The organism is Bhargavaea cecembensis DSE10 (genome assembly GCF_000348905.1).
In the GTDB taxonomy this organism is placed as follows: Bacteria; Bacillota; Bacilli; order Bacillales_A; family Planococcaceae; genus Bhargavaea; species Bhargavaea cecembensis.
The window spans coordinates 105,796-122,134 of record NZ_AOFT01000007.1; the positions used below are offsets into that span (position 1 = coordinate 105,796).

A 16,339-nucleotide genomic window follows, 5' to 3' on the forward strand; every position below is an offset into this window, starting at 1 on the left:
TGTCCGGTTTCCTCTCATTGTAAATGAATTTTCCGCCTATTCACAAGAATGTCTGATTACGATAAAGCCGCACTCCATTCGGAATGCGGCCAAATTTTATTATTCCATTTTTATGGCTGGTCTGCGCCAACCCCGTCCCTTAACCATTTTGCGGTCACCGTCTGTGCGCCCAGCATGTCTTCCGGTGTCCCCTCGAACAGAATTTCCCCGCCTCGCTTCCCTCCTCCCGGGCCCATTTCGATGACCCAGTCGCTTGCTGCGATCAGGTCCAGATTGTGTTCGATGATGATGACCGTGTTCCCCCTGTCCACGAGGTTCTGAAAAACGTCCAGCAGTTTTCCGGAGTCTACCGCATGCAAACCCAGGGACGGTTCATCGAGAAGGTAGATCTGGCCCTCTTTCTGTAATTGGCTTGCGAGCTTCAGGCGCTGGACTTCCCCTCCGCTCAACGAACTCGTCGTCTGCCCCAGCGTCAGGTAACCCAATCCGACGTTCTTTAGCGTATGCACCCTGTTCAGGATCTTTTGCTGTTTAAAGTAATCGGCAGCCTCGTCGATGGTCAATTCGAGAATCTCGATGATGTTTTTGCCCTCATACCGATACGACAGGGCTTCATCCGAGTACCTTGTCCCGCCGCATGCTTCACACGGGATCGTGACCGGATCCGCAAATGCCACTTCCGGCGTCAGGACGCCTTTTCCTTTGCAGACAGGACATGCTCCCAGGGAGTTGAAGCTGAACAATCCCGCCGGCTGCCCCGTCGCTTTTGAAAAGGCCGCACGGATGTCATCCATGATCCCCATGTACGTCGCCATGGTCGAGCGGCTGGAGATTCCGATCCCGCCCTGCCCCACTGTGATGGATTCCGGGTATTTCCCCTTGAATGCCTCCAGGATCAGAGAGCTTTTGCCTGAACCGGACACTCCGCATACTGAGACCAGCACTTGTTTCGGAATATCGGCACTGACATCTTTTAAATTATTGTGATTGGCATCTCTGATCGAAAAGTATCCCTTATGGTCCCTTGGCTTTTTATTTATCTGAAGCTGATGCTCCAGAGCTTTTGCAGTCGGGGAATTTTCCAATCCTGCCAGTTTCCCCTGGAAGACGACGCTGCCTCCGCTTACGCCGGCCCCGGGGCCCATTTCGATGATTTCATCCGCTGCTTTTACGACGGAAAGATCATGCTCAATGACGATGACGGTATTGTGCTGGTCTTTGATCTTTTTCAGCATCTGGATCAGCAGATGCACTTCTTCCGGATGGAGGCCCGCGCTCGGCTCGTCGAAAATATAGGTCAGGTTATTCAGGCTGTTCCCCAGGTGGCGTGCAATTTTCACCCGTTGGGCTTCTCCGCCTGAAAGGGTGCCCACCCTTCTGGACAGGCTCAAATAGCCCAGCCCCATGTCAATCAGCTGTTGCACATAGGGGATGGCCTGCTTGGCGATCGCTTCTCCGGTCGGATCCTGGATGTTCCTCAGTTCGGCCAGCAGCTCCGGAAGCTCCAACTGATCATATTCCGCGATATTCAAGCCGTTGATCCTGCATTCCAGCACCTGCGGATTCAGGCCGGACCCCTGGCAGGTCGGACACAATGAATGGGTCGACACGGCCAAAACATCTTCCTGGGAGACTTGCTTGAGCTTTGAAATGTCCCGATTGATATAGACGCGTATAAATCGCGGCAATAACCCGTCCCACTCCGCATTTTGCGGCCCATTCTTCGTGTGGAACGGTGCATAGGCGCGCTCCCCTTCCCGCGGGCCGTAGAGCAGCAGCCGCCGGTCTTCTTCCGAGTAATCCTTAATCGGTTTATCCGGATCAAACAATCCGCACGTCATCATCCAATTGCCCTGCCAGCCGGAAGGCGACAGCGGCTTGAACCTGACGGCATATTCCCTGAGCGACTTGTCGAAATCGACCAGCTTATTCACGTCCGGCGTGATCACTTCCCCAAACCCGCCACATTCCGGACACCTGCCGAATGAACTCTGGCTGGAGAAATCATTGGCGGAACCGATCGCCGGCTGCCCGATCCTCGAAAACAGCAGCCTGATCAGCGGATCAATATCCATATAGGTGCCGACCGTGGATCGTGAATTGCCTCCGGCAGCTCTTTGCTCCACAACGATCACCGGGCTTAAATTCTGCATCAGGTCGGCCTGGGGCCTTTCGTATCTCGGCATCTGGTATCTGACATAGGCAGGATAGTTTAATGTCATCTGCCTCCGGCTCTCTGTTGCCAGCGTATCAAATACGACGGAGCTTTTGCCCGATCCTGAAAGGCCGGTAAACACGATGATCTTCTCTTTCGGGAGATTCAGATCGATGTTTTTCAGGTTGTTTTCTTTCAGTCCTCTTAGGATGATCTCATCTTTTTCCTGTGGCATTCCATGTTCCTTTCTGCCGATCGCATCAGATATTAATGCCGCATTAATGCGCCGTCAGGCTGCGGGATTTCCTGCTCGATGATCTGATTCATTTTGCAGAAATGCCCGAAGAATTGCTGTGCGAGCTCCTTTTCCTTCGGGTCACTTTTCAACGAAACGATATCCCGCAAAATCTGGGCCATCCACAAATTATCAAAGTAACGGTATTTGCCTGTGTTCCACGTCATTTTGTCGGGTGTTTTTTCGTTGATATAGTATTTCCAGAAATGCATTTGAGCCGATTCCTGTTCGGTGAGCGGGAGTCGATAAACTGAATGGGAAGGGACCATTCCGTCCTCACACTGCCTGCCGGTGCATTCTTCGTTCACCATATAGACCCCCAGGATCCTTCTGTCTTTTTCAGGCATGGCGGAATCCCTTGCTGTCAGCAGGACGGCACTGTTTTGGTGAAGACGGATGGGTTTGTTCGGCTTCCCCTGATTCTTGCCACTTTTAATCTCATCCGAAAAAACGGTCCACTCCGAAAGAGCACGATGCCGTTCTTCAGGATAACACCAAAAGACCATCTGTGATTGGGGATGCAGCTTATGATTCTTCATCAGCTTTTCATGCTCCAGGCGGAGTTCCTGTTTTTTCTGCTGAAGTTCTTTTTCCTCTTCCCTTTTTAGTTCTTCTTCCTCCCGTTCACTTTCCTTTTCTTTAATCAACTTCTTCAGTGAATGGGCAGCATCCTGGTCATGCAGAACCAGGTGCTTTCCGAAAACGTCCGGAAAAACAAAACGCTTTTTTTCCGTGCCAAACTTGATTTCAATTCTGGAATCATTAAAACGAACGATATTACCGGTCCCAAAACGTTCGTGTGTGACTTTCTTGTCAATCAGATTCATGATTCTTTTCCTCCTCCGTAAAACTGCTCCCCAACTGTTTTTTACTTCGGTATAAAAAAGAATATAAAAAAACGTATTCTTTGCGATCTGCGGAACATGCTGCAGAAATAGGAATACGAGTAGGGAAAACAATTGTACGATTATTGTAACATTTTTTCGGAAATATCACAAATTTATTATTGACATCCCGTTCAAACGGGATGTAATATTTAATGTTTGCAGATTTTCCATAGCAAAAGGGGACCGGTTGCCCGGTCCCCTTTCCTGCTTCTGTTTACTTGTCGAGTTTCATCGCTTCTGCGATCAGCTTCGGAAGGTCCGTGTTGTCATGGAGGCCTACAAAGCTGTCCGCTTCAGGTCCGTACACGTAGAGCGGAATGTCCGCGCCGGTGTGGTTTGTGCTCGACCAGCCGATGTTCGCGCGGTCGCTGATCACGTGGTTGATCGCCAGGCTGGCGTTGCGCGCCTTACTGATTGTTTGGATTTCTTCTTCAGACAGGTCAAAACCGGTGTAGGTCTTTACCACTTCCGCCACGTTCGAACGGTCTTCGTTCAGCTGGGCAGCCATGTGGTCGCCTGTCGCCGTCACGTCCTGGAGGATGTCCGCGTTCAGCGCCATGGACCCCTTGGAGCCGGTTGTCATGCCGCCTGTGTCGTGGTCACCCGCGACAACGACGAGCGTGTTTCCGTCTTCTTCGGCGAATTCGATCGCTTCTTCGACCGCCTCTTCAAATGCCGCAACGTCAGACATTGCCCATGCTGCGTCGTTGTCATGGCCCGCCCAGTCGATCTGGCTGCCTTCTACGACGAGGAAGAATCCGTCCTTGTCTTCTTCAAGCGCATCGATGGCGGCTTCTGTCATTTCCGCAATGCTCGGCTGTTCCGTTTCGCCGCGGTGGAGTTCAGGCGCCAGCGCATCATCGGCAAAGAGGCCGATCAGGCGGTCGCCTTTGTCCACATCCAGGTCATCAACGTCGAGCAGCTGGTCACGGGTTTCAACATATGCAGCGCCCTTTTCCTGTACTTCCTGGATCAGGTTGCGTTCATCCTGGTTGCCGCCTGCGGACGCCGGAAGGAAGTTGTTTTTGCCTCCGCCGAGGAGTACATCAACTTCGCTGTCCGCCATCTGGCGGGCGATTTCCGTTTCATTGTTCCGGCTTTCAACATTCGCGACGAATGAAGCCGGCGTTGCGTGTGTGATCGTCGAAGTGGCGACGAGGCCTGTGGACTTGCCGGCTTTTTCCGATGCCTCAAGGATCGACTCCAGCTCATTTCCTTCTGCATCCAGGCCGACTACGCCATTGTTCGTCTTGACGCCAGTTGCCATCGCCGTTCCCGCCGCTGCGGAATCCGTGATGTCCGAGTTGGCCGAATATGTAGTGAACATCCCTTTCAGATGCGCATCCCACACCGCTTCTTCGCCTTTGTAGATGCGGTAGTTTGATGCGTAATCAGCGCTGAATCCGTCCGGAATCATATAAATGACGTTTTCAATTTTGCTTTTGTCCTTTCCATTTCCCTTACCGGGTTTTCCGGCCCATTCCGGCTTGCCCTGGCCAGCCCACTCCGGCTTGGCTGCATCTGCTGCCGTAAGGCCACCCATTCCGGATAAAATGAGGCCCGCCCCCAGCGCGGCAATTCCGACTTTCTTCAGCATACTACCCACTCCTCAATACAAGTTTCTCGAACACTTGCAACTATATCTGAGGAATGTTTACGCAGAGTTAATTCGGGGTAAAGGAATTGTTAGAAAAAACCAGTATAAAAGAATCATTACAATGGTCCCGACAATTATTGAATCCAAAAATAAATGCCGTCCGTTTGCACCAGATTTATGCAAACGGACGGCTGCTGATTTTATTGGTCGAGATAAATTCCGCCGCCCGGTCCGAGCGGAAGGCCGAGCAGGTACCACACACTGAACAAAATGGTCCACATGATGGCAAAGGCGATCGTGTACGGGAGAAGGGAGGACATGAATGTCCCGATCCCCATTTTCGGATCGTACTTTTTCGCGAACGTGAGCACGATGGCAAAGTAGGCGAGCATCGGCGTAATCGGGTTCGTAATGGAGTCCCCGATCCTGTAGGCGACCTGGGTGACTGCGGGGTCGTAACCGAGCAGCATGAACATCGGAATGAACACCGGTGCCAGAATCGCCCACTTTGCGGACTGGCTGGCAACGAGCAAGTTGATCAGCGTGGCGACGATCATAAAACCGATAAAGAGCGGCAGTCCGGTAAGGCCGATCGAGTCAAGTGCGGCTGCGCCTTTGATCGCAATGACCGGACCAAGGTTGCTCCAGTTAAAGTAGGCGATCATCTGCCCGGCGATAAAAGCGATGACGATGTATGTACCCATGCCGGCCATTGCCTTGCTGAGCTGGTCACCAAGATCCTTGGAGTCCTTGAGCGTGCCGGAGGCTTTGCCGTAGGCCAGAGCCGGAACGAGGAAGAGGATCATCATGATCGGAATCAGTGAATCCATGAACGGCGACACGATCAGCCCGCCATCTTCGGGATTCCTCAGAATGGCGTTTTCCGGCAGCGTCAGCAATGCGATGATGGCTCCGGTGATGACAAGAGAGAGACCTGCCCAGAGGAGGCCCTTTTTTTCTTCTGCCGTGACTTGCTCTCCTACGCCTTCGGCAGCCCCCTCATATTTGCCGAGGCGCGGCTCGACAATCCGGTTGGTAACGAATGTCGCCACCGGTACGAGGACGAGCGCGGACACGACGAGGAAATAATAGTTGATCATCGGATTTCCGACATAGTCCGGGTCGATCATATGAGCAGCCGGCTCCGTGAACCCGTAAACCAGCGGGTCTGACAGCGACAAAATCAGGTTTGCCGCAAAACCGCCCGCGCAAGATGCATAGGCTGCGGCCATACCCGCAATCGGGTGGCGCCCGAGTTCGATGAAGATCATCGCAACAATCGGAGGCAGGACGACCATCGCCGCGTCAGCAGCCGCGTTTCCGCAGATCGAAACGATGACGATGACCGGCAGAATGATTTTCTGCGGCGCCTTCAGGATCGACGCCTTCAGGAGAGCGGTGATCAGGCCGGTCGACTCGGCAAGCCCTACGCCAAGCATGACGACGAGCACAAGACCGAGCGGCGGGAAGCTGGTGAAGTTGGTGACCATCTCCGTAAGAATCCGGACAAGACCATCCGCGTTCAGAAGGTTGACGACTGTGATTTTCTCCCCGGTGCCCGGGTGCGTCGCGGTCGTGCCCATAAAGCCGAAGATTGCGGAGGCGATCAGGATGGCCGCAGTGATATAGACAAACAGCATGATCGGATCGGGCAGCTTGTTTCCATATTTCTCGATGAAGTCGAGGAACCGGTTGAAAATCCCCCGCTTCTTCGTTTCAGTGGCATTCGCCATCACACTTTCCCCCTTTAACACAGTAAAGCATGTGTTCTATCTTAGTAAAGATGAGCTGAAGATTCAATATCTTTTCTATAAAAACTATATTAGTAATAATTCCTAAGGTGTTGCCTGGCGCAAATAAAATGAGGACCCGGGCCTTTGGCCGGGTCCATCCTCACGCTTTCTTTTTCTTGGCGGCCGCCCGTTTTTTCGGTGCCGGCTTTTTCTTTGTGGTTTTCTCCAGTGATGCCTGGAGCGCGGCCATGAGGTCGGTCGCATTGGTCGCGGCCGGCGTCTCGCGCTCGGCTGCGGTGACGGTCTCCTTGCCCGCCTTTTTCGCCTCGATCAGCTCCAGGAGCGCTTCCCGATACTCGTCCTTGTACTTTTCCGGCTCGAACGGTGTCGTCAGCTGCTCGATCAGCATGAGTGCGACATCCAGCTCTTTTTTCTGGACGTTCTCTGCTTCGGGCACGTTCGGGACATCCTCAACTTTGCGCACCTCGTCCGGGTAGTGGATGGTCTCCAGCATCAGCGCATTTTTATAGACACGGACCGCAGCAAGCTGTTCCTTTTGCCGGATGATGATTTTCGCAATTCCGATTTTGTCAGAATCTCCGAGGGCAGCACGGAGAAGCGCATAGGCCTTTGCCCCGCCCTTGTCCGGTGCGAGAAAATACGTCCGCTCAAAGTAGATCGGATCAATCTCTTCGAGTTTTACAAAGTCGACGATCTCGACCGCCTTGTCCTCATTTTCCTTCTTGAGCGCCTTCAGGTCGTCATCATCGAGCACAACGAACTTGCCCTTCGTGTATTCATACGCCTTCACGATGTCCTCAGGCTTCACTTCCGCATTGCACGACGTGCACACCTTCTTATAGGAGATCGGCGCGTTGCATTCCTTGTGCAGCTGCCGGAGCTTAACGTCCCGGTCCTCGGTCGCGGCGTGCAGCTTCACCGGGATATTGACGAGCCCGAAGCTGATGCTGCCCTTCCATACCGTATGCATCCCATCACCTGCTTTTTTTCCTAGCATGTCCCGTCCGGACAGTGATATGTATGAAGCTTTCCGAGGTGCGCACACTGGAATGGAGGTGCACGGGGCCGGACACATCATCATAACGCTTTGAGCGCTAATCTTAGCACTCATGGACGCAATTCATTACTCTCACGCACCTAATCTTAACTCTCACGAAAAATCCCGCTTCACAAGAGGAGGAAAATCGTGAAACCGATGAAGCTCACACCCGCAGAAACACTGCCGGAAGGTCCCGGCTGGCTTTATGAAGTCAAATACGACGGCTTCCGGTGCCTGCTGGACTGGCGGGAGGATGGGATACGCCTGCTGAGCCGGAACGGCCATGACCTGGCGGACCGCTTCCCGGAAATCATTTCGGCGATCAGCGAGACAAGTGATGCCGTCCGACCTGACCTGCCCCTTCTCCTTGACGGCGAGCTCGTATTTCTGCTGAACGATGTGAGGAGCGATTTTTCCGTCGTCGCGCGCCGGTCGAGGCTCCGGACGAAAGCGGCCATCACAGAGCAGAGCCGGATGTTCCCGTGCCGCTTCGCCGCATTTGACCTGTTGGAGTCGGGCGGTGACGACCTTCGTTCAAGAACAGTCGAGGAGCGCAAGAAACTTCTCGGCAACGTGCTGCAAGCGGCGGGCTTTCCGATAGAAATCAGCCATCACGACATGTCCCCGTTACAGGGTGTGCCTGCGCATACTCAATCCGAACCGCTCAAAGGCCGGCTGATTGCCGGGAACGGCGAGGGATTGGTCGCCAAGCGGGCAGGCAGCCGATGGACGGAAGGCATCCGCTCCACCGACTGGGTCAAGGTCAAAAACTGGCAGACCGTCCCCGTTGTCCTCACCGGTTTTGAGACGGAAAACAGCAACTTTTCCGGCCGGATTTTAGACGGAGGAGATTGGCGGGAAGTCGTGACCTTGCGTCACGGATTTTCCGATGAAGAATCGAAAACACTCATTTCGCTGTTTCGCGCAAACGGGACAGAAGGACCGTCCGGTGTCTTTGCGTTGGCACCTGCCGTCGTTGCAGAGGTATTGACGATCGGCGAGTCAGGCGGCAAGCTTCGCGAACCTCGCTTTTCCCGTTTTCTCTTAGAGGAAGACCCGGAGACCGTTACCCTGCAGCGGTACCGTCGGGCGCTGGAGCCGATTCCGCCCGGTGTCACTGTGACCAATCCCGACAAGCCACTTTTCCCGGAAGCCGGGATCGATAAGGACAGCTATCTCCTTTACCTGCAGCATGCCGCGCCCCATCTTTTGCCCTGGCTTAAAGACCGCCCCCTTACCGTCATCCGGTATCCGCATGGAACGGAGGATGCCGAACGGTTCTATCAGAAGCATGCCCCGGATTCCGTCCCTCCATTTGTCCAAACCGCACCGGACGAAGAAGGCGAGCTTCTGTTATGCAACAGTTTGGAGGCACTTCTCTGGCTCGGCAACCAGGCCGCCTTGGAGCTGCATGTCCCGTTCGGCCGATTGAGGGATGGAGAAGAATCGCCGTATCCGGACGAGATTGTATTTGACCTGGATCCGCCGGATGCAACAAAATTTCAGCTTGCAGTAGATGCCGCGCTCCGATTGAAGGCAGTGTTTGAGGGATTTGGCCTCCGGACGTTCGTGAAGACTTCCGGCGGCAAGGGGATGCAGCTGTATATCCCGATCCCGCCCAAGGCGTTTACCTACGAAGAGACCCGGCTCTTCACTTCATTTGCCGCGGGTTACCTTTGTGAGCAGGCACCGGACCGGTTCACGACGGAGAGGATGAAGAAAAAACGGGGAGGCCGGCTTTACGTGGATTATGTCCAGCATGCCAGGGGAAAAACCATCATCGCCCCTTATTCCACCCGGGGCGCGGGACATGCACCGGTCGCGACGCCGCTTGAATGGCAGGAACTAACGGACGATCTCCGGCCGGAAAGCTTCACGGTTCACACGGTGACCGAACGGCTGCAGACGAAAGGCGATCCTTTCCGGCTGATGGAGGAAGCAAGAGCCGCGCAACCGTTTGGTGATGTGCTGGAGAAACTAAAGGAAATGATGGAGTAAGAACAGATTATCCACCTGTGCACAAACGCACTTTATACGCATATTATCCACACAAACGAAACAGAATTTGAATATATTTCGAGTGTGTGTATTTTATCCACAGGATTTCCGCTAATCCTGTGGATTTGTTAATTGCCTGGTGTTAATCGGCTGAGGGGCAAAAACACAGCCCGCAATTAAAGTGGTTTGATCAGTAAAAGTATGATTGGGAAACACAGGCGATGAATGAGTGAGGAAGAAACAAAATGAAGTGAACGAACATCCGTCGACAAACTTTTTTATAGAGAACATCCTCATATTTTATGTCGAAATATGAAATGAATGAGGGAGTAAAAACGAGTTTCACTCTTCTCGAAGTACCATTTTTTACTTTTATTAACTTTCACACATTGTATTTCTATTGTGCGCACAAAAGAAATACAATATACTCACATTTTCATACGCATTTTGTGCGCAGACTTGAAACAGTTTATCCTCCCAAAAGGCGCTTTTCGGCGATTTCTGTAAGATTTTTGTGCGCATATCCTACATATTCTCTATTTCTATCATGAGGAGAGCGATGTATAATCATTGATAGAAACCTAGAGGGAGTGAATGGGAATGGCAGTATTCAAAGCCGGCGCCGATGCCGGTAACAACGCATTAAAATTATGGGTGAAAGATCATGAACCAATTCTGATTCCGACGGTCTACTCGCTGTATATGGGAGAGACAACGGAACTGATGGATATGGAAGATATCCCGAAGGATGCCCTTCTTGAGAATATTGACGTTACAATCAACTCCAAGGCGCTATCCATCAACGGCCAGCGCTATGTAATCGGAGAAAAGGTGCTGAACGATACGCTTCCGGGAATCGAGCTCGAAAAGCGCTCGGACAAATCTTCTGATGAGATTCCGGTTCTTGTGACACTGGCTGGCCTTGCAGTGGATGCGATGCGCCGCGAATACAAGAAAAACAAGATCACGGTCACGTATGACCTGTCCGTGGCGCTGCCGGTCGGCATGATTACACAGGAAGCGGCAAGAAACAACGCCGCTCGCTATATGGGCACGCACGAAGTCATCTTCCACCATCCGTCCGGACGCAATGTGACCGTGACGATCAAAATCGAATACTGCAAATGCCTGCCTGAAGGAGCTGCAGCCGCATGGGGTGTCGTCTTTGATGAGGGCGGCAAGCTGTCCGAGCGCAAAGTCGAAGTCGGCGACAAGATCATGAAGGTCGACTTCAGCGACAAGACGCTTCTTCACTTTGATATCGGCTCCGGCACAACGGAGATTGTCGTGACGGAAGGTGTCCGTTTTAACCCGAAACTGTCGGAAGGCCTGAATTTCGGCGTAAAATCGGCAATCAGCGAGATCCTCAAGCGCTGGAACCGCAACCACCCGGTCAAGTCGATCGATTCCATGGCTGAGTTCAACGAGATCTACTTTGACCCGGAACACCCGCGCCACAATGAGCTGAAGGCGGAGTCCCAGACCGGCCTCATGCAGCTGGCACAGCGAATCAGCCGTCCGATCATCAACAAGATCGACGACCTGAAGGACGATCCGTACGTCTTCATCTACGGCGGCGGAGCGGCCATCCTGAAAGACTATCTCCAGCAGATCCTGAATGCGAAGGAACGCACGACCAATGTCACGTTCCTCCAAGACCCGATGTTCGTCAACGCGCGCGGCCTCCTCGTCTACACCTGCTCGCCTCGCTATGAGCAGCAGAAAGAAAAGGAATTAGGTGTGGTCGCAAGTGGCGCGGAATCGAAGTAAAACCTATCAGCAGGGAGAGCGGATCAATATCTACTTGAGCCGCGATCTCACGCCGGAGTTCATCGACTGGATCAACGCCCAGTCCGACCTGTCGAACTTCTTCCTGTACGCCGCTCAGCAGCTGTACCGGAAGACGGGCTTCGTCGATGTCGCCGAAGTCATGCCGAGAAAGATCAACTTCGAACTTGCCGGCGCGGAAGACCGGGATCTTTTCATCCCGGAGGCCGCCCCGCCGGCACCCGTCCGCGCAGAAAAACCGATAGTGGAACTGGAACCGGAACCCGAACCGGAACCGCCGAAGGAGCCAGCTCCCGCCTGGGGCGCCCTGGACGACTTCGACGACCCGTTCGCATAAGAAAAACCCGCCGATTTGGCGGGTTTTTTATTTCTGCCTGAGCAGATAGGACTCATCCAAAGCCCATGACAGAACAAGATACACCCAAAGAGAGACCGAGGCCGTCAGGAGAAAAATCAGCCTGACGACAAACGACGAAATCCCGAAGAACTCCGCTATTCCCCCACATACCCCAACAATTGCGCGGTCGTCCAATGACTTTCTGAGCTTTTTCAACACTACCATCCCCCTTGATCTGAATCCCCGCTGTTTCACCGGCCGGCAGGAAAAAACACTGGCCATGTCCAATAAGATAATTCTACCATCCACAGGGAGGGAAGAATCCGATGAACCAGTCAGCCACAAGTCCCAAAATCCAAACAGAGCGCCTGCTACTCCGCCGCTTCACAGAAGCCGATGCCCCGGAAGTCAGCCGGCTGTGTGACAACTATAACCTGTATAAAAGCACGCTGAACCTGCCGCACCCCTACCCAGTTGAAAGCGCGCTGGAGTGGATTGCCACGCACGAAGAAAGCTACACCTCCGGACGGATGTATGAGTTCGCCATCACGGACAAGGAAAGCGGCACGCTCTACGGAGCTGTCGGACTCTCCCACCAGCAGGTGCACCGCCACGGAGAAATCGGCTATTGGATCGGGGAAGAATACTGGGGCCAAGGTTATGCCACCGAAGCCGCCAGAGCCGTGCTGGATTTCGCCTTCAACGAAAAGGGCTACCACCGGGTCTACGCCCGGTTCTTCGCCTCCAATCCCCCTTCAGGCAAGGTCATGGAGAAGATCGGAATGATGCATGAAGGCACGCAGAAAGAACATATCCGCAAAGAAGGCCGGTACGAGGACCTTCTGCTTTACGGCATCCTCAACCCGAACCGCCAATAGTTATGCACAAAACCCGCCAATCCCGGCGGGTTTCTGTTTGTTTTATTTTATCCACTTGTTGATAACTCTTCAATTTTGTTCCTATCCACAGACTTATTCAGATTTTCCCTTATCCTGTGGATGGACAGTCCCCTTTTCCCCGTCCGCGCATTCAAAGCATTCCAGCCTTCCTGCTTCCGATACGCCATTCAGAAAGCCGTCAAGGCAGAAGACATCCTTGCCGCATGACTCGCATGTGCCCACCAGTTCCCGCATGAAGGTCCCCCCTTTTCCCCGAGTATACAGAAGAACGGACAGGCAAAAAAGGCGACGGCCCTTTTCGTGACCGTCACCTTTCATGCATCCTTATTCGCCCTTCTCGGCCTTCTGGAGCCTGTCCAGCAGGAACTTGACGAACTGGTCGTCATTCAGCAGCCAGACGCTTCTCTCGCGCTTCAGGAACTTCTCAGCATCAAAGAACGTCGCAAAGGTCTCGTCCTGTGTCCGGCCGTTGCGCTCGATTCCCCAGCGGCCGTCTTCGATCGGATGGACAAAGTACAGGTCGCCTTCCGGTGCGCGGTAGATCGTGCCGAACGGGGATTCCTTGAGGTTGTAGCGGGTGTGGCGGGCGTCTTCGCGGAGCGGTTCTTTCTGGAACGCCGCTTCCACGTAAGAAGCAAATGCCTCTTTCGACATCGAGGCGCCGCTCGCCTTGGCATGCCCGCCGCCGCCGAACGTGCCGGCCACTTGCGACACATCGACATCGTCATGCACGGTGCGGAACGAGACTTTGCGGCCGCCCATGTTCAGGATCACAATGTAGTCGAGATGCGGGTTCTCCTTGCCGAGCTCGTTGCCCAGCTCAGAGTGATACGACTCAGCATGCACGACACCGGCGTATAGGCCTTCGTGCTCGAGCTGAACCATTTCGCGGCGCTTTTTGCGGATGTAGCGCGCCATCTTATCGTCTTCCATGTCGAGCAGCTGCTTCTCAAACGGATCAAACTGGAACGGGCTATCTGACTGCAGCCGCTCCAGCATCTTCGACTCGAACTCGTCAAACGACCCCATAAAGAACAGCGCGTTCAGCCGGCGCGCCTTGTCGTTGCCGTTTTTCTCCCATTCCCACGTATCGTACTGCCTCACAAGCTCCACGAACTCATCCGCGGCACGCGTGGGCTCCAGGAAGCCCTTGTCGATCAGCCAGGCATAGAGGAGCGATGTGGCCGATGTCAGCTTGCCGTCTTCCTGCTCGACCGTGACATTGCCCCATTCGTATTCGTTCAGATGAAGCGCCGTCTTGTGATGATCGATCAGTGTCACTTTGCCGCCTTTTTTGATGAATTCCTCGATCCGGGTTTCGTTTTCCTCATCCACCGACAAGTCGGTAATGATCAGTTCCGTGCCGGTATTTCCTTCTCCCAGGAACCGCTCCACTTCGCGGTCCAGCATCTGTACGGAATTGTATCGCACGTTCACATCGTCCCCGAACGCCAGCTTCGCCACGATGCCGCAGCCGATACCGTCCAGGTCGTTGTGGGACAATAATTTATACACCGAATCACCTCAGATAAATGCTTTTCATGCTCTAAACAGTATACCCGTTTTGCTTCCGCTTTTCTTGTAAAAGTAAAAAGGAGGAAGCCGAAAATTCGTCATTCCTCCAGCCAGGTCCGCTGAATATGCACTTTTGTTCCGATTGAAATTTTGAATACATCGGGATTTGTGAGGACTTTCCATTGCTCAAAGCCAAACTGCCGATCGTATTCCCCAATCAATAACGACATCAGGTTCCCATGGGTGACAAGAGCCGTGCAGGAACCTTCGGGGAGCCCATCGATCACAGAGCGCGCTCTCATGGCGGCTTCCCTTCCGGATTCTCCTCCATTGTATGAAATGTCCGGATCGGCAAAAGAACTCTTCAGCTTCTCCATCCAGTCATCGATTGGAGTGGTGCTCAGCACCCTTTCCGCAAGCCGTTCATCAGCCGTCAAAGTAAGCCCGCTCCGATCCAGAAAAGGCTGGATCGACTGCCTGGCGCGTACAAACGGACTTGAAATCACCGATTCGATTCCAAGATTCATCAAGTGTTCTGCAAGCTGCTTGGCCTGTTCATGCCCTGCGGGAGTCAACGCGGCCTCCGGCTCCTGCCCTACCGCGGCGCAATGCCGGATGACATAAACCAGCTTTGCCATCAGCGGGCTTCTCCGATCGGCTTCGTAAAACAGATGATCCGATTGACCTCGGTAAAGCCGAGGGCGAGATGGACCTGCAGGCTGATTTCATTATCCAGCTCACAATCACTCGCAAATTCATTGCAGCCTTTATCCCTCGCCCACTGTTCGGCACGCACGACGAGCTCACGGGCGAGGCCTTCCTGTCTGTAGGCCTCTTTGACAAACAGCCCTTCCAGGTAACCGACCGGGCTGGTCGATGTGCCTTCGACATAGTCGTGGCGAAGCTGGACCTGCGAGAACCCGACCGGCTCCTCTTCGTCAAACGCGAGAAAAACAGCCGCTTCCGGATTTCCGATCAGCTCCGAGAACTCCCCTGCCAGCTCTTCTGCCGCATGGTCCGGCCAAAGAAGCAGGGCCAGTTCCCCGGTTACCCGGGCATCATTCTGTGTCGCCTGCCGAACGTTCATGTGCTTCCCCCTTTTCATCCAAACGTTCAAGTACTTCAGCCATGCCGTGCATCAGAATACCAATCGAGACGATGATCACGAGCACACTCAAGGCGACCATCAGATTAAGCAGCCCGCCCTCAGGCCCCGCACCTGCATCAGCCGTTCCGATCCCGGCAATGATGCCGACAACGACCATCGCGCTGCCGAACAGCTTTAGCCAAAACGTGATCCCCATTTTCATCCCCCGTCAGTAGAATTCGTATAGCCCTTCTGCATAATACCGGTAAGTTTCCGAAGAAATGCTTTTTCCATAAGCAGCGAAAAAGAGATCACGGTCCCCGGGCCAGCTGAAGATTCCCGGCTTCGGCCGGACAGCCAGCGCAATATCGTAATCCGGGTCCCCCGATGTGCCTCCGCTCCAGTCGATGATGCCGGTCAGCCGGTTGTCTTTCACCATAACGTTATCGACCGTGCAGTCACCATGAATCAGGCACTCCCCCGTGATCGCAGGACGCCCTTTCTTTAAGCGCTCCATCAGCTCAGGCGAGCCGGCCGTCTCATAACGATGAAGGTTGTCCTCCGCCTCTTCCAGCATGCGCTCAATCCATGGACGGCCCTGCTTAAGATCAGCTGGCACTGGCGTCTGATGAATCATTCTGAGTGCCTCTGCAAATGCCTGGATAATCTGCAGGCGTCCGCCGGGATCAGTTGTCCGTCTTAACGCACTGCGCACTGTCTCTCCCTCAATAAACGACATCAAAGCCCAGCTGCAGGCCGGCTCTTCCAGAAAGGCAATCAGCCGGGGCACCGGCAAACCGGTTCCCGACAGATGATTCAACACCTCAGCCTCCCGCTTGAGCCACTCACCAAACGGCGGCTGTTTCGAGCGCTTCAGTACGAATTTCCCCGTATCCGTTGTCAACAGGGCCACTTCCGACGTCCCGCCCTCAGGCAAACTGTCCACACTGTGGATGGTGCCGGGAACCAAGTTGGTTATCAACGTGGG

At 53.7% G+C, this 16,339-nt stretch carries 16 protein-coding genes; 4 read left to right on the forward strand and 12 right to left on the reverse strand.

What is annotated here, in order from left to right; translation table 11 throughout:
• Positions 1–110: 110 nt before the first annotated feature.
• The 5 genes from C772_RS08200 to ku all read right to left on the reverse strand — a co-directional run bounded on the left by C772_RS08200 (position 111) and on the right by ku (position 7,658).
• Complete coding sequence (locus tag C772_RS08200) at positions 111–2,390, reverse strand: ATP-binding cassette domain-containing protein (protein WP_008299009.1); 2,280 nt, start codon at positions 2,388–2,390, stop codon at positions 111–113.
• Positions 2,391–2,422: 32 nt separating this feature from the next.
• Complete coding sequence (locus tag C772_RS08205; protein WP_008299011.1) at positions 2,423–3,277, reverse strand: hypothetical protein; 855 nt, start codon at positions 3,275–3,277, stop codon at positions 2,423–2,425.
• A gap of 274 nt (positions 3,278–3,551) precedes the next feature.
• Positions 3,552–4,934, reverse strand: a complete 1,383-nt coding sequence (locus C772_RS08210; protein ID WP_008299013.1) for an alkaline phosphatase — start codon at positions 4,932–4,934, stop codon at positions 3,552–3,554.
• A 200-nt stretch (positions 4,935–5,134) separates the two neighbouring features.
• On the reverse strand, positions 5,135–6,667 hold the full coding sequence (locus C772_RS08215) for an AbgT family transporter (RefSeq protein WP_008299015.1): 1,533 nt from the start codon (positions 6,665–6,667) through the stop codon (positions 5,135–5,137).
• A gap of 160 nt (positions 6,668–6,827) precedes the next feature.
• Positions 6,828–7,658, reverse strand: a complete 831-nt coding sequence (gene ku, locus C772_RS08220; protein ID WP_008299017.1) for a non-homologous end joining protein Ku — start codon at positions 7,656–7,658, stop codon at positions 6,828–6,830.
• 225 nt (positions 7,659–7,883) lie between these two features.
• On the opposite strand from ku, the gene ligD reads away from it, so the two are divergent.
• From ligD to C772_RS08235, 3 genes are all read left to right on the forward strand, one after another.
• A complete protein-coding gene (ligD, locus tag C772_RS08225; RefSeq protein WP_235046395.1) occupies positions 7,884–9,725 on the forward strand; it encodes a DNA ligase D in 1,842 nt (613 codons plus the stop codon).
• 600 nt (positions 9,726–10,325) lie between these two features.
• A complete protein-coding gene (locus C772_RS08230) occupies positions 10,326–11,495 on the forward strand; it encodes a ParM/StbA family protein (protein ID WP_035001835.1) in 1,170 nt (389 codons plus the stop codon).
• Positions 11,476–11,850: a hypothetical protein gene (locus C772_RS08235; protein ID WP_035001837.1), complete on the forward strand. Its 375-nt coding sequence runs from the start codon at positions 11,476–11,478 to the stop codon at positions 11,848–11,850. The genes C772_RS08230 and C772_RS08235 overlap by 20 nt, the downstream gene beginning before the upstream one ends.
• A 27-nt stretch (positions 11,851–11,877) precedes the next feature.
• On the opposite strand, the gene C772_RS08240 is transcribed toward C772_RS08235, so the two are convergent.
• Positions 11,878–12,075 (reverse strand): PspC domain-containing protein, encoded by a 198-nt coding sequence (locus C772_RS08240; protein ID WP_035001839.1) that lies wholly within the window; start codon positions 12,073–12,075, stop codon positions 11,878–11,880.
• A gap of 101 nt (positions 12,076–12,176) precedes the next feature.
• Here C772_RS08240 and C772_RS08245 point away from each other — a divergent pair, with 101 nt between their 5' ends.
• On the forward strand, positions 12,177–12,728 hold the full coding sequence (locus C772_RS08245; RefSeq protein ID WP_008299028.1) for a GNAT family N-acetyltransferase: 552 nt from the start codon (positions 12,177–12,179) through the stop codon (positions 12,726–12,728).
• A 93-nt stretch (positions 12,729–12,821) separates the two neighbouring features.
• Here C772_RS08245 and C772_RS16725 read toward each other — a convergent pair whose 3' ends face one another.
• The 6 genes from C772_RS16725 to C772_RS08270 form a co-directional block, all read right to left on the reverse strand.
• The gene (locus tag C772_RS16725) at positions 12,822–12,983 is read right to left on the reverse strand and encodes a hypothetical protein (RefSeq protein WP_008299030.1); all 162 of its coding nucleotides are present in this window, start codon (positions 12,981–12,983) and stop codon (positions 12,822–12,824) included.
• A gap of 90 nt (positions 12,984–13,073) precedes the next feature.
• On the reverse strand, positions 13,074–14,264 hold the full coding sequence (locus C772_RS08250; RefSeq protein ID WP_008299032.1) for a DHH family phosphoesterase: 1,191 nt from the start codon (positions 14,262–14,264) through the stop codon (positions 13,074–13,076).
• A 98-nt stretch (positions 14,265–14,362) separates the two neighbouring features.
• A complete protein-coding gene (locus C772_RS08255; protein WP_008299033.1) occupies positions 14,363–14,902 on the reverse strand; it encodes a histidine phosphatase family protein in 540 nt (179 codons plus the stop codon).
• Entirely contained in the window at positions 14,902–15,351 is a 450-nt protein-coding gene (gene aac(6') / locus C772_RS08260) for an aminoglycoside 6'-N-acetyltransferase (RefSeq protein WP_008299036.1), read from the reverse strand. Before aac(6') ends, C772_RS08255 begins: the two co-directional genes overlap by 1 nt.
• Positions 15,323–15,568 carry a hypothetical protein gene (locus C772_RS08265; RefSeq protein ID WP_008299038.1) on the reverse strand — a complete coding sequence of 82 codons (246 nt, stop codon included), beginning with the start codon at positions 15,566–15,568 and terminating at the stop codon, positions 15,323–15,325. The genes aac(6') and C772_RS08265 overlap by 29 nt, the downstream gene beginning before the upstream one ends.
• Positions 15,569–15,580: 12 nt before the next feature.
• Complete coding sequence (locus tag C772_RS08270) at positions 15,581–16,333, reverse strand: phosphotransferase family protein (protein ID WP_160162842.1); 753 nt, start codon at positions 16,331–16,333, stop codon at positions 15,581–15,583.
• Positions 16,334–16,339 lie beyond the last annotated feature (6 nt).

What these genes read in the sequence shown, in the direction of transcription:
- C772_RS08200 (WP_008299009.1), bottom strand. Translation starts at nt 2,390, where the DNA reads ATGCCACAGGAAAAAGATGAGATCATCCTAAGAGGACTGAAAGAAAAC.
- C772_RS08205 (WP_008299011.1), bottom strand. Translation starts at nt 3,277, where the DNA reads ATGAATCTGATTGACAAGAAAGTCACACACGAACGTTTTGGGACCGGT.
- C772_RS08210 (WP_008299013.1), bottom strand. Translation starts at nt 4,934, where the DNA reads ATGCTGAAGAAAGTCGGAATTGCCGCGCTGGGGGCGGGCCTCATTTTA.
- C772_RS08215 (WP_008299015.1), bottom strand. Translation starts at nt 6,667, where the DNA reads ATGGCGAATGCCACTGAAACGAAGAAGCGGGGGATTTTCAACCGGTTC.
- ku (WP_008299017.1), bottom strand. Translation starts at nt 7,658, where the DNA reads ATGCATACGGTATGGAAGGGCAGCATCAGCTTCGGGCTCGTCAATATC.
- ligD (WP_235046395.1), top strand. Translation starts at nt 7,884, where the DNA reads ATGAAGCTCACACCCGCAGAAACACTGCCGGAAGGTCCCGGCTGGCTT.
- C772_RS08230 (WP_035001835.1), top strand. Translation starts at nt 10,326, where the DNA reads ATGGCAGTATTCAAAGCCGGCGCCGATGCCGGTAACAACGCATTAAAA.
- C772_RS08240 (WP_035001839.1), bottom strand. Translation starts at nt 12,075, where the DNA reads ATGGTAGTGTTGAAAAAGCTCAGAAAGTCATTGGACGACCGCGCAATT.
- C772_RS08245 (WP_008299028.1), top strand. Translation starts at nt 12,177, where the DNA reads ATGAACCAGTCAGCCACAAGTCCCAAAATCCAAACAGAGCGCCTGCTA.
- C772_RS16725 (WP_008299030.1), bottom strand. Translation starts at nt 12,983, where the DNA reads ATGCGGGAACTGGTGGGCACATGCGAGTCATGCGGCAAGGATGTCTTC.
- C772_RS08255 (WP_008299033.1), bottom strand. Translation starts at nt 14,902, where the DNA reads ATGGCAAAGCTGGTTTATGTCATCCGGCATTGCGCCGCGGTAGGGCAG.
- C772_RS08265 (WP_008299038.1), bottom strand. Translation starts at nt 15,568, where the DNA reads ATGGGGATCACGTTTTGGCTAAAGCTGTTCGGCAGCGCGATGGTCGTT.